Genomic DNA, 12,346 nt, shown 5'->3' with positions numbered 1-12,346 from the left:
TAATTTTCGAATCGATAGGAATGTTTCAAGTCCCATGAGATGCACCCGTAGCTCAGCTGGATAGAGCACTGCCCTCCGAAGGCAGAGGTCGGAGGTTCGAATCCTCTCGGGCGCGCCAATTGTTTGAAGTTAGTCTACTTCCTTTATTGAAGGACCGTTTCAGGTTGCAGGATTCAAAAAAAGATGCTATATTTAATTTTACTTTAATTTTAAAAAGGTGAAAAGTCATGTTGTCTATTATCCTTGATTTTATTGTGACTATTTTGTTTATAGTAGGTTATTGATTTCGTAAGGCTTTATTGTTTCTGTTTTAGCCGTAAGCAGTATTTGAGCGCCATTCTCATACATTAAGGTCGTGGATGAATCGATACCATTCGATAGGGAAGGGTGACTTTTGAGACACGCTAATCCTTATCTTATAAAAACAATCTATGCGCGAAAAGATTATTACTTTCATTAGTGATCGAAGATTTGAATATTCGATTATTTATATAATTATTCTGAATTCTCTTATTTTAGGCTTAAAGACCAGTCCTCATATTATGAGTACATGTGGTCTAATACTGATAATTTTTGATAATATCATTCTTTTGTTTTTTGTTATCGAGTTACTTCTTCGTCTTTACGTGTATCGCTACCGTTTTTTTCTTGATCCTTGGCGTGTTTTCGACTTTCTTGTTATAGCCATTGCTTTAGTTCCTGCATCTGGCAGTTTTAGCGTATTTCGAGCATTTAGAATCTTACGCATTTTGAGATTGTTGTCTGTTGTTCCTTCATTAAAAAAAGTCGTGACTGGGCTAGTTGCGGCTCTTCCTGGTATGGGATCCATCATCGTATTGATGCTGCTTGTCTTTTATGTTTTCTCAGTTATGGCAACACAACTGTTTTCAACTTCATTCCCTCAATGGTTCGGTTCACTTGGGGCCTCATCTTATTCCCTTTTTCAAATTATGACTCTTGAAAGCTGGTCCATGGGTATTGTGCGTCCGGTAATGCAGAAGCACCCCTTGGCATGGTTCTTTTTCATTCCCTTCATAGTTTCTACTACCTTCACTGTATTGAACTTATTTATTGGTATTATCGTTTCAGCTATGCAAAATGAACATGAGCGCCCTTCTGACTGCAGTCAGATTCATGCCGATCAGAACATTATCTTGACCGAACTCAAGGATCTCCGTACTGATATGAGCGAGTTGCGACGCTTGATCGTCAAATCATAGCTGTTCTCTTTTTGAGTCTCTTCCTTCTAGATCTTCTCCTTTTAAAGGACGTGAGAGCAAGTGTGATACAGCTTCGATCGGTGTGACTTGCCCATTAAGGATTTGACACACTGTTTCAATTATAGGGACCTCAATATTATGCTGTTTTGCTACCTTTCGTGCAACATCTGCAGTAAATATACCCTCAGTAAGAGGATAATGAGTGTTATTTTTACCTTGACCTAATATGATTCCATAACAAAAATTACGAGACTGAGGATTTGCGCAACACAAGGCAAGATCCCCTAAACCTGATAAGCCAGTGAGAGTTTCTCGCCTTGCTCCCATTGCTATTGCTAAACGGGTCATTTCTAAGAAACCACGTGATATTAGAGCAGCTTCTGCACTAACTCCAAGTTTTAATCCTCTTGCGATACCAACAGCAATGGCCAGTACATTTTTAAGGGCTCCTCCCATTTCTACACCAATTACATCAGTGCTTGAATAAACACGTAGACGCTCAGTACTTAATATACCTGCGAGCCAATCTGTTTTTTTCCGTTGAGAACTAGCCAGTGTTACAGCGGCTGGCAAGCCGTTGGCGACATCGACTGCGAAACTTGGTCCGGATAGTACAAAACGGCATAGATAGGGTTGTTGCTCACGAGCAATTTGAGTGAGTGTAGTCTCTGATTTTTGATCAATACCCTTGCTACATAAAACAATGGATTGACCCGACTGTAGATAAGCTTTGCAAGTCTTAAGAGTTTCTGAAAAAGCTTGTGCTGGTGTTGAAAAGGCAATAATATCAGAGTTTTTAAGTACATTATGACCGTTTGTAACCTCGATACTGTTAGGCAACATGATTCCCGGTAAACACTGATTGTTATGACGGTTGCTTCGTATAGATTCAGCTGTTCTAGCATCACGAGTCACTAATGTGATTTTATGCCCTTTGGATCCCCAAGCACAAGCGAGTGCAGTTCCCCACGCTCCAGCTCCGATGATAGCAATCCTATGACTCATACTTTTGCTCCTCTCCGACCCGAGCCATATGTAGCCTGTTTTTTTTGATCGAGAGGCCAGCGTGGGCGGATGCCTTGATCCTCATTTTTTTTATTCCCTACCTGTAGGCGTTCAATGGCGGCCCAGGCAATCATAGCAGCATTGTCTGTACATAAATTCTTAGGTGGGACTATCCAATTCCAGGATGCCAAGCGACAAGTGGATTCTAGGCGATGGCGCAAATAAAGGTTGGTGGCAACGCCACCGGCCATCACGAACGTTCCGTTAGTACCAAATCGTTCTACAAATAAATTAAATGCTCTTTTAATTCTATTTTCAAGAATATCTCCTACCGCAGCTTGAAATGATGCGCATATATCTTCTTTTTCTCTTGATTGTTCTAAAAACGCCTTCCTCACTGCTGTTTTTAGGCCCGAAAATGACATATTTAAGGTATCATGTCTCTGCAAAGGTCGTGGAAAATCAAAAGCCTTAGGATCACCATGCAGTGCGACTTTCTCAACTTGAGGACCACCTGGATAAGGTAAACTTAAAAGTTTGGCTGTCTTGTCGAAAGCTTCTCCCAATGCATCATCAATAGTTGTAGCTAAACATTCATAATCACCAACATCTTTGATCAAGAGGATTTGAGTATGACCGCCTGAGACAAGAAGCAAGAGATAAGGAAATGAGAGTCGATGTGTCAATCGAGCAGTGAGTGCATGTCCTTCTAGATGGTTAATCGTAAACACAGGTTTGTTATGAACAGCAGCAAGTGTGCGTGCGATCATTGTCCCTACAATTAATCCACCAGCTAATCCTGGACCAGAAGTTACAGCTATGCCATTAAGTTCATGAAATGAGAGACAAGCATCTTCCATAACCGATTTTATAATACTATCCAAGGTATTGAGATGAGCCCGGGCTGCTATTTCAGGAACAACTCCTCCAAAGGAAGAGTGACTATCAATCTGACTCAATACTTCTTGTGCAAGGATAATTCCCTTGTTATCCGGCTCAGATTCAATTACAGCTGCTGCTGTTTCATCACAACTTGTTTCAATACCTAAGATAATCAGTTTTTGAAAATGATTTTTCATGTCCATTCTACCCGATCTTAATAACAAGAGACAGTGAATCTAACAGAAGAGATGAATTAGAACTTCAAAATAATTCCTTATATAATAGATTTTGACAATAATTATAGCTAGACGGTAGCTTTTTTACAGGGCAAATAAGGAATCTAATCTTAATTACTATGGAGCTTTTGACAGATGTCAATTGCCGTTCGATCTCTTCCTGTCCCTGATCTTTGCCAAGTCAAAAGAGCTCTGTTATCTGTGTTTGACAAAACTAATCTTTTTACCCTTGTTGAGGTTTTAGGGAGACATAATGTCGAATTATTATCAACAGGTGGTACATTTCATACGCTGAAGGAAATGGGATATGGAGTCACCCATCTATCCGATATCACTCAATGTCCTGAAATGATGGATGGCCGTATAAAAACGCTTCATCCTGCTGTTCATGGTGGGTTATTAGCAATCCGTAACAATGATGATCATCAGAAAGAGATGAATGAGCATGGGATTGAAGGAATTGATTTGCTAGTCTCGAATTTTTACCCTTTTGAGGATATTTGTCATACTGGAGCAGAGGAAGCTGAAATCATTGAGAATATTGATATTGGAGGTCCAGCGATGGTGAGGGCTTCAGCGAAGAACTATCCTTATGTTTGTATAGTCACCTCTATCAATCAGTATAGGGAGATAATTGATGAAATCAACACCTATGCGGGCAAAACACGTTTGTCAACACGTAAAAAATTAGCACAATCTGCTTTCTCTTATACTGCATCTTATGACGCAGCGGTATCAAACTGGATGGCAAAAAAGCTTGATATCATTACACCAGATTATCATACGGTTGGTGGTCGTCTTATACAGATTCCCCGCTATGGTGAAAATCCGCATCAGTGTGCAGCTCTCTATGATTCAGGTGAAAAGCGACCCGGTGTTGTGCAATCAGAACAGATTCAGGGTAAAAAGCTATCGTTTAATAATATCAATGATACCGATGCTGCCTTTGAACTGGTTAGTGAGTTCGATCCAAACAAAGGACCTGTTGTTGCGATTATTAAACATGCTAACCCATGTGGCGTAGCACGTCATCCTACTCTCAAAGGTGCTTATCAACAAGCGCTTTCATGTGATCCTATATCAGCTTTTGGAGGTGTCATCTCTATGAATACTACACTTGATGGATCCACTGCACAGGCTATTTTAGGAATTCTAACCGAAGTCATTATTGCTCCAGATGCTGATAATGAAGCTCTTAACCTTCTGAAAAAAAAGAAAAATATACGCCTTCTACTGACTCATGGCTTAGCTAATCCGATGAAAATGGGCTTCAATATTCGTAGTGTCGCGGGTGGATACCTTATTCAGAATCGTGACACAGGTCATCTGAAAATCAATGAACTAAATGTTGTGACAAAAAGAGGACCTACAGACAGTGAAATAGCTGATATGTTATTTGCATTTGTCGTTGCAAAGCATGTTCAATCCAATGCTATTGTCTATGTAAAAGATGGTACAACCGTAGGTATTGGTGCCGGACAAATGAGTCGGTTGGACTCGGCACGTATAGCAACCCTAAAGGCAAAAGAAGCCGCAAAAATTGCGGGTTGGAATAAAGTAAAGACTATCGGCTCAGTCGTAGCCTCCGATGCATTTTTCCCCTTCTCTGATGCTTTATTATTGATGGTTGAGGCGGGGATAACAGCTGTTATCCAACCTGGTGGTTCTGTACGCGATGATGAGATTATTGAAGCGGCAGATTCTGCTGGTCTTGCTATGGTCTTTACTGGTATACGCCATTTCAGACATTGATGATATCAATAAAGATGAAGATCTTAATTTGATGAAATTGATGAGAGATGATTTATTGACTTCTAATCTATCGAGGACAGTATGGAAGAAATGAGTATATGATTTCTAATCACTTAAGGATTCATGAACGATATAAAGACCTAGGATCAATATAGAGTATTGAACTCTTAAACTACTAAGGAGTACTTGACGTTTTAACCATTTTGCTGTGTTTTGTTTGGTAGATTGACTAAATCCGATACTAACAAGAAATAAGAAAACCATATATCGTGAATACAGCATCGACACAAGAACTTAATCGTGCGTTTATAGCAGACCGTGCCAGCTCTATCCGACGAGCACTGAATGGAAGAAGTATCGTTCTTGTTGGCATTATGGGTGTCGGTAAGTCCACTATCGGTAAACGCCTTTCTCAGTATTTAGAAATTCCTTTTTTTGATGCTGATAAAGAGATCGAGAGAGCAGCTGGGATGTCAATTCAGGATGTTTTTGATCACTTTGGTGAAGAAGCCTTCCAATCCGGGGAAAAGAAAGTGATCAAACGCCTTTTGGATGAAGGACAAAAGGTCCTAGCAACAGGTGGTAGTGCCTTTGTGAATGAAAATATCCGAAGAGATGTTGAAGAAAGTGGTGTTTCTGTTTGGTTAAATGCTAATCTTGAAATTGTGATGAAACGTGTCCAACGTCGCTCTGACAGGCCTTTTCTCAAAAATCAGGATCCAGAATCAACTATGAGAATACTCTTAGAGAAAAGAAACCCCCTTTACGCCCTTTCTGACATTCATATTGAATCGCGGATGGTGAGTCGTGATGTTATTGCAGTTGAAATTGTCAATTTATTGGCACAGAACTTACCTGAAATTGCTCAGAAGAGAGGCTGGACTTGATTCAATGTTTAGTGATCAGTGATTCTGGATAGGCCAAAGGATGATAAATCTGTTCCGAATCGCTGGATTGGATATGCAGAAAATAAAGCTTCCTGATTTTTAGGTAGGTTGAAATTTTTCACATGATCATTTTTAGTTGATAAAGTTCTTATCATTGCTGTTACTCGAGGATTCTGGGCCCAAGGGTAGGTATTGTGACTTCAGTAAGGAAGATATATGATTTTCTACACACTCTACTGATCTTCGTATTTAGTAAGAGAAGGGGGTTCCTTCGATCCCCTTTCCTGTCTTGATCGAAGGCTATTTAATAGTGTGACCAATTTTTCTATGTTTTTAGAACAATGATTCTGTCTATGATTCTAACATTGCTAGCTATTCTTTTTTTGATTGGACTATCTGCCTTTTTTTCAGGTTCTGAAACAGCGTTAACTGCCGTATCAAAAGCACGTATCCATGCTTTGCAAAAGAATGGTGATCGTAGAGCAGGCCTTGTATCTTATCTTATTGGTATTCAAGAGCATTTGATCGGTGCTTTATTGGTATCAAATAACTTGGTTAATATTCTTGCCTCTGCACTGGCAACAAGCTTATTCATTAATTTATTTGGTGAGTTCGGTGTTTTTTTGGCTACAGTTGCTATGACGATTATTGTTGTTATTTTTGCTGAAATTTTACCTAAAAGCTTAGCAATATCAAATCCTGACCGATTTGCTTTGTCTGTTGTGCCTATTGTTCATCTTATTGTTCGCTTCTTTGGTCCGATTACTCAGATAGCTAGCTTTATTGTCCGTCGAATTCTGAGTCTTTTTGGCATTGATATTGATCAGTTAGTCTCACCGCTTTCTGGAAATGAAGAATTACGGGGAACTGTCGATGTTCTCAACCGTGATGGTGCCGTTGCAAAAGATGATCGAGATCGAGTTGGTGGAGTGCTTGACCTCAATGATCTTGAAATTTCTGATATTATGGTTCACCGTACAACAATGGTAAGTCTTAATATTGACGATTCATCGGAAGATCTTGTGAATCGAATTCTTGATAGTCCTCATACACGACTCCCAGTTTGGCAGGAAGAGAATGAAAATATAATTGGTATCATTCATGCCAAGGATATGCTGAGAGCATTGGCTGCAAGCCAATATAATGTAAAAAAATTTGATATTCGTAATATCATGGCAAAACCTTGGTTTGTTCCGGAAACAACGTCCCTCAAGAAACAGTTGAATGCTTTTCTACGACGAAAAGCTCATATTGCTCTTGTTGTGGATGAGTATGGAGAAGTCGAAGGCCTGATAACTCTTGAAGATATTCTTGAGGAAATTGTTGGAGATATTTCTGATGAACATGATGAAGATATTGCTGGTCTTCAGGTGCAAATGGATGGATCAGTGATTGTTGATGGTAGCTTACCAATCCGTGATCTGAACAGAGCACTAGATTGGAAGCTACCAGATGAGGAAGCGACAACGATTGCTGGTCTTGTAATTCATGAATCTCAGATTATTCCAGCAGAAAAACAAACTTTTACTTTTTATGGTAAAAGGTTTGTTGTGATGGAGCGTGAAAAAAATCGTATCGTACAACTTCGGATCCGCAATTTGTCTGGATCTTATCCAGTTATGACAGAGGGAGCCGATTAATGAGAAGTTGATATCATTTCAAGTCTTGGTCTTAAGATCGATTCTTAATGCATGTAGACCAGAAGAAAATTCTTCGGCCATCAATTCATTGACTATGCAGTGTATACTTATGAGACTCATATTATTGAATTCTTTAGATGCCATACGAATTCTGATGTGACTTTCTCCTTTACCATTAAATTCTGGTTTGTGACCAGAATGAAGAGAGCTTTCATTAATCACCTCGAGAGAATCCAAAGAAAAAGCGCTCGTGAGTTTTTTTTCTATTTTTATGACTATCGGTCCCTTAACATGAGGATGCTTCATAAGATTTTCTCTAATCAATAAGATATTGTATGTTATTTTTTTATTTTCTCTAGAAAATATTGCTATGAGTGACTTTAAAATGGTACGTTAAATTCATAACTCTATGTTATCATCATCATTCTTAATAATCAAAATTCAATGACTTCTAATTCAGATATTTTTGATAAAATTCGTATTTATCCCCGCCGCTCTAAGAAAAAGAAAGAAAAAGATGCGATGAAGGTATGTGCTTGGAATGGATGTGATAAACCAGGTACTCACAAGGCACCAATGGGTCGTAGTTATGAAGGTCAGTATCTCAATATGTGTATTGACCATGTCCGACTTTATAACAAAAATTTTAACTATTTTTTAGGGTTGAATGACGAGGAAATTGCCAACTGTCAAAAGGAAAATATGACTGATTACCTTCCCACCTGGAAAATAGGAACTGGGATAAATGGGAAGAGGGGAGAATCGATCATTGATAGTGATTCATCAAAATTGAGGCCGACACCTAGCTGGCATGCAACGGTGCGGATTCGGTACTCTTCTGACGGTAAACGTATTTCTTCAGGAAAGGATTCACGAAAGTTGAAACGGCTTGAGGAAAAAGCCTTACGAGATTTGGAGTTACCAACAACAGTGAATAGTGATCACATTACCAAAAAATATAAAGCACTGGTGAAACAACATCATCCTGATACCAATGGTGGAGATCGTTCCTCAGAAGATCGGTTAAGGCAGATTATTCGTGCATACAAACAGCTTAAACAGTCGGGATTATGTTGAAGAGAAGAGTTGCTAACCGATAAGATATAATAGAACTAGAACGGGATGCCTAACCAGTGCCAATGCCAGGCCCTTAATTGAAGAGCTTCTTCTGTGAGTGATATATCAAATTTACCAGACCAAGAGGTCTCAGTTCGAGAATTTTTCGGTATCGATTCTGATTTGCGAGTTCCAGCCTATTCTAAACCCAAGGATCACGTGCCGCCATTCGATCCTTCCTATTTGTTTGACAAGAAGACTACTCTAGCGATTCTTTCTGGTTATGCATATAATCGTCGTGTTATGGTAACCGGATACCATGGCACTGGTAAATCAACTCACATTGAACAAGTGGGTGCTCGACTCAACTGGCCCACTGTTCGTATTAATCTCGATGGTCATATTTCAAGAATAGATTTGATCGGTAAGGATACAATTGTTTTGGAAGATGGGCAGCAAGTTACAAAATTTCAGGATGGGATTTTACCTTGGGCTTTACAAAATAATGTGGCGTTAGTTTTTGATGAATACGATGCTGGACGCCCGGATATTATGTTTCTGATCCAGCGTGTGTTGGAAGTTTCTAGTCAGCTAACCCTTCTTGATCAAAACCGGATTATTCATCCACACCCAGCTTTTCGTCTCTTTGCTACAGCAAATACAGTGGGTCTAGGAAATACATCTGGTCTTTATCATGGTACCCAGCAGATCAACCAAGGTCAGATGGACCGATGGTCAGTTGTTACTACGCTGAACTATCTACCACATGATCATGAGGTTAGCATTATTCAAGCCAAAATCCCGGTTTGGAAAAATGATCAGGGGCTGAATATTGTTAATAAAATGGTACGGGTTGCTGATATGACCCGAAGAGCTTTTACCAATGGGGATCTATCAACTGTGATGAGCCCAAGAACGGTTTTAACATGGGCAGAAAATATGATGATATTTGATGATATTCACTTTTCTTTCTGCTTGACATTTCTTAATAAATGTGATGAATTAGAGAAACCACTGGTTTCTGAATTTTATCAGCGCGTTTTTGGTGAAGAGTTGAGAGAGAGCGCAGTTAATACGGTTATCAGATAGTTTTACCATGTGCGTTAGAATTGATTCAGTTCAAAGAGACATTGAAATCTTCAAGAATTCACTTTGTGTCTGCGTGCGTGTTTTATCTCAAGATCCAGAAATAGAGCTAATTTTTAGTGATAATCCAAGTGATAATCCAATAAATAGAGCTCTCGATTGTGAATTCTTACCAGAGTTTTCTGAAAGACCATCGATTCAAGAGATTTTTATCATCCGCGGTGTTTCTGATTCTATAGCCTTGCGTCGTAACAATCACGATAAAGATCTTCATGCTCAACTATTGCCTACTACGACAAAAGCACGTGCTATTTTTGATGCGGTTGAGCAGACTCGTATCGAAGCAATTGGTTCACTAGCGATGATAGGTATGGCTGAGAATCTAGATGCTATGCTGGAAGATAAATATTTAAAAACCGATAAAGATCGCTTGGAAGATGCAATCTCCTTATTAGTTCGTGAGAAAGTAACTGGCCGTACACCACCTCAAAGTGCAAAAGCATTGATGACTCGCTGGCGTGATTGGATTGAAGAAATCGCTGGTGATCGTTTAGATCATTTGGTTAATCATTTATATGATCAGCGGGAATTTTCTAATAGAATCTGTGATGTGATTACCAATATTGAAATGGCTGATCAGTTGATTGAAGTTTCTCAAAACAATGAGAAAGACAAATTAGAAGATAAAGGTCAGAAAGAAGAACGTTACGAAGATCTTGAAAGAAATGATGAGAAAGAGATTCTTTCAGAAGGAGTTTCTGATAATAGACAGAAAGAATTTGAGTTCAATCAATCGTTACAGAGGATTGATCAATCTTCTTCAGAAGAATCAAAGAAACCGAATATAAGATTTTCGGATTTTCTAGATGGATCAAATTACAAAATATTTTCTAATATGCATGATGAAGAAGTTTATGCTAAAGAATTATGCGATGATGCAGAACTAGAGCGACTACGTTCTAGTCTTGATCAACAAATGTCCCCTTTTCAAGGCATTATTGCTCGTCTTGCGAATCGGTTACAACGACGTTTGATGTCACAGAAAAAACGGGTTTGGAATTTTGATTTAGAAGAAGGTTATCTTGATACTGCACGCCTTAACCGCATTGTGATTAATCTTACGGCTCCTCTCTCGTTCAAGATGGAAAGTAAAATCCTTTTTAGTGATACGATTGTGACGCTTTTGTTGGATAATTCTGGATCCATGCGAGGCCATCCGATCAGAGTTGCAGCTATCTGTGCTGATATTTTAGCGCGTACATTAGAACGCTGTTCTGTTAAAGTAGAAATTCTCGGTTTTACGACGAAAGAATGGAAAGGGGGGAAATCTCGTGAGGATTGGATGAAAACAGGAAAGGTCAAAAATCCAGGTCGCCTCAATGATCTTAGACATATTATATATAAAGAGGCAGATGAACCTTGGCGACGAGCTCGTCGTAATCTCGGTTTGATGATCCGTGATGGATTATTGAAAGAAAATATTGACGGTGAAGCTCTGGAATGGGTGTATAATCGTTTATTGATGAGATCAGAGCAGCGTAAGATCATAATGGTGATATCGGATGGTGCACCTATTGATGATTCAACCTTGTCTGTTAATTCCGTTGGTTATCTTGAGTGTCATTTACGATATCTGATTAATAAGATTGAAACGGATCCTACAGTTGAGTTATTAGCTATCGGTGTTGGTCATGATGTAACACGTTATTACAAGCGTGCAGTGACCATTTTAGATACAGAAGAGCTTGCTGGTGCGATGATTGGTCAGTTAACTGCACTTTTTGATGAAGACTACCAAAGAAAGTATGAGCGCCACTTATTCCCCTGCTAACATTGTTACGTGAAATTGTTTTTTTAGTGGGATCAAAGTGGTATATAAAAGTGTATAAGAGATAAAATAAAATCTAAACCCTACAAGAATACTTAAGAGTTATGGACCATATTTTCTATTGGTAACATCATTTTTAAAACAAGTAACTGGGAATTGGGTATGTTAAAGTGCTCCATGTACCATGTACGTACCCATCAACTATTCTGACTCTTCTGTTGAGAGAGTTTTTTTTCCTTAGCACTTTCTTTGATAACCTGACGACGTAAAAATCTGATCTTTGGAGACAAAGCAGATTCCTTTTCTTTTCTTAGAAAGGCATCCAAGCCACCACGTTTCTCAACACTTCTCAACGTAGCAGCCGCTATGCGGAGTCGAACTCGTTGGTTCAGTTGTTCACTGAAGAGAGTGACATGTATTAAATTGGGAAGAAAGCGTCGTCTTGTTTTCTTGTTAGAGTGGCTAACATGATTACCTGTCATGACAGTCTTAGCAGTTAATTCACAACAACGAGACATTTTATTCATACCTTATTGAAATTATAAAAATACGATGACTTGGAAAGAATTGATCAGATCATAATCTTCAAGAAGAAAGAAGAAATTTGTCTGATCAATTTGTGCATAAAAACAAACCATCTCACTTGAAATTGATTAGAAAGTCTTCTCTGGTTCGTCAAGAGTAATAAAGGACATCAAAATGAATTATGATAGTCATCTTTTGATAATTGGATCAAAAGAGAATCAGAAGTATT

At 38.9% G+C, this 12,346-nt stretch carries 11 protein-coding genes and 1 tRNA gene; 8 read left to right on the top strand and 4 right to left on the bottom strand.

The features are described 5' to 3' along the window. The first annotated feature begins 41 nt into the window (after positions 1–41). Both AAGD37_RS01185 and AAGD37_RS01180 read left to right on the top strand, forming a co-directional pair. Positions 42–118: transfer RNA gene (locus tag AAGD37_RS01185), tRNA-Arg, on the top strand. Positions 119–431: 313 nt separating this feature from the next. Next, on the top strand, positions 432–1,220 hold the full coding sequence (locus tag AAGD37_RS01180) for an ion transporter (protein WP_341760463.1): 789 nt from the start codon (positions 432–434) through the stop codon (positions 1,218–1,220). Here AAGD37_RS01180 and AAGD37_RS01175 read toward each other — a convergent pair. Both AAGD37_RS01175 and tsaD read right to left on the bottom strand, forming a co-directional pair. Further along, positions 1,215–2,225: an NAD(P)H-dependent glycerol-3-phosphate dehydrogenase gene (locus AAGD37_RS01175; RefSeq protein ID WP_341760462.1), complete on the bottom strand. Its 1,011-nt coding sequence runs from the start codon at positions 2,223–2,225 to the stop codon at positions 1,215–1,217. The two genes, AAGD37_RS01180 and AAGD37_RS01175, sit on opposite strands and share 6 nt — an antisense overlap. Further along, positions 2,222–3,283: a tRNA (adenosine(37)-N6)-threonylcarbamoyltransferase complex transferase subunit TsaD gene (tsaD, locus tag AAGD37_RS01170; RefSeq protein ID WP_341760631.1), complete on the bottom strand. Its 1,062-nt coding sequence runs from the start codon at positions 3,281–3,283 to the stop codon at positions 2,222–2,224. The genes AAGD37_RS01175 and tsaD overlap by 4 nt, the downstream gene beginning before the upstream one ends. A gap of 195 nt (positions 3,284–3,478) precedes the next feature. Between tsaD and purH the strand changes: the two genes are divergently transcribed. The 3 genes from purH to AAGD37_RS01155 all read left to right on the top strand — a co-directional run bounded on the left by purH (position 3,479) and on the right by AAGD37_RS01155 (position 7,622). Beyond that, positions 3,479–5,095 carry a bifunctional phosphoribosylaminoimidazolecarboxamide formyltransferase/IMP cyclohydrolase gene (gene purH, locus AAGD37_RS01165; protein WP_341760461.1) on the top strand — a complete coding sequence of 539 codons (1,617 nt, stop codon included), beginning with the start codon at positions 3,479–3,481 and terminating at the stop codon, positions 5,093–5,095. Between the two features lie 269 nt (positions 5,096–5,364). Continuing rightward, positions 5,365–5,982: a shikimate kinase gene (locus tag AAGD37_RS01160; RefSeq protein WP_341760460.1), complete on the top strand. Its 618-nt coding sequence runs from the start codon at positions 5,365–5,367 to the stop codon at positions 5,980–5,982. A gap of 353 nt (positions 5,983–6,335) precedes the next feature. Next, on the top strand, positions 6,336–7,622 hold the full coding sequence (locus AAGD37_RS01155; protein WP_341760459.1) for an HlyC/CorC family transporter: 1,287 nt from the start codon (positions 6,336–6,338) through the stop codon (positions 7,620–7,622). An 18-nt stretch (positions 7,623–7,640) separates the two neighbouring features. On the opposite strand, the gene AAGD37_RS01150 is transcribed toward AAGD37_RS01155, so the two are convergent. Then, positions 7,641–7,928, bottom strand: a complete 288-nt coding sequence (locus AAGD37_RS01150) for a BolA family protein (RefSeq protein ID WP_341760458.1) — start codon at positions 7,926–7,928, stop codon at positions 7,641–7,643. Between the two features lie 138 nt (positions 7,929–8,066). Here AAGD37_RS01150 and AAGD37_RS01145 point away from each other — a divergent pair, with 138 nt between their 5' ends. From AAGD37_RS01145 to AAGD37_RS01135, 3 genes are all read left to right on the top strand, one after another. Beyond that, entirely contained in the window at positions 8,067–8,699 is a 633-nt protein-coding gene (locus AAGD37_RS01145; RefSeq protein ID WP_341760457.1) for a J domain-containing protein, read from the top strand. Between the two features lie 93 nt (positions 8,700–8,792). After that, positions 8,793–9,767 carry a cobaltochelatase subunit CobS gene (gene cobS, locus AAGD37_RS01140; protein WP_341760456.1) on the top strand — a complete coding sequence of 325 codons (975 nt, stop codon included), beginning with the start codon at positions 8,793–8,795 and terminating at the stop codon, positions 9,765–9,767. A 7-nt stretch (positions 9,768–9,774) separates the two neighbouring features. After that, complete coding sequence (locus tag AAGD37_RS01135; RefSeq protein WP_341760455.1) at positions 9,775–11,595, top strand: cobaltochelatase CobT-related protein; 1,821 nt, start codon at positions 9,775–9,777, stop codon at positions 11,593–11,595. A gap of 194 nt (positions 11,596–11,789) precedes the next feature. Here AAGD37_RS01135 and rpmB read toward each other — a convergent pair whose 3' ends face one another. Beyond that, positions 11,790–12,110, bottom strand: a complete 321-nt coding sequence (gene rpmB / locus AAGD37_RS01130) for a 50S ribosomal protein L28 (RefSeq protein ID WP_341760454.1) — start codon at positions 12,108–12,110, stop codon at positions 11,790–11,792. Positions 12,111–12,346 lie beyond the last annotated feature (236 nt).

The sequence above is a fragment of the Candidatus Endowatersipora endosymbiont of Watersipora subatra genome, assembly GCF_964026585.1.
Taxonomy (GTDB): Bacteria; Pseudomonadota; Alphaproteobacteria; order Rhizobiales; family Rhizobiaceae; genus Pseudahrensia.
Note: the sequence above shows the minus strand (reverse complement) of the source record. Positions and strands in the feature narration are given on the sequence as shown.

What these genes read in the sequence shown, in the direction of transcription:
- AAGD37_RS01175 (WP_341760462.1), bottom strand. Translation starts at nt 2,225, where the DNA reads ATGAGTCATAGGATTGCTATCATCGGAGCTGGAGCGTGGGGAACTGCA.
- AAGD37_RS01135 (WP_341760455.1), top strand. Translation starts at nt 9,775, where the DNA reads ATGTGCGTTAGAATTGATTCAGTTCAAAGAGACATTGAAATCTTCAAG.
- AAGD37_RS01150 (WP_341760458.1), bottom strand. Translation starts at nt 7,928, where the DNA reads ATGAAGCATCCTCATGTTAAGGGACCGATAGTCATAAAAATAGAAAAA.
- purH (WP_341760461.1), top strand. Translation starts at nt 3,479, where the DNA reads ATGTCAATTGCCGTTCGATCTCTTCCTGTCCCTGATCTTTGCCAAGTC.
- AAGD37_RS01145 (WP_341760457.1), top strand. Translation starts at nt 8,067, where the DNA reads ATGACTTCTAATTCAGATATTTTTGATAAAATTCGTATTTATCCCCGC.
- rpmB (WP_341760454.1), bottom strand. Translation starts at nt 12,110, where the DNA reads ATGTCTCGTTGTTGTGAATTAACTGCTAAGACTGTCATGACAGGTAAT.
- AAGD37_RS01155 (WP_341760459.1), top strand. Translation starts at nt 6,336, where the DNA reads ATGATTCTAACATTGCTAGCTATTCTTTTTTTGATTGGACTATCTGCC.
- AAGD37_RS01180 (WP_341760463.1), top strand. Translation starts at nt 432, where the DNA reads ATGCGCGAAAAGATTATTACTTTCATTAGTGATCGAAGATTTGAATAT.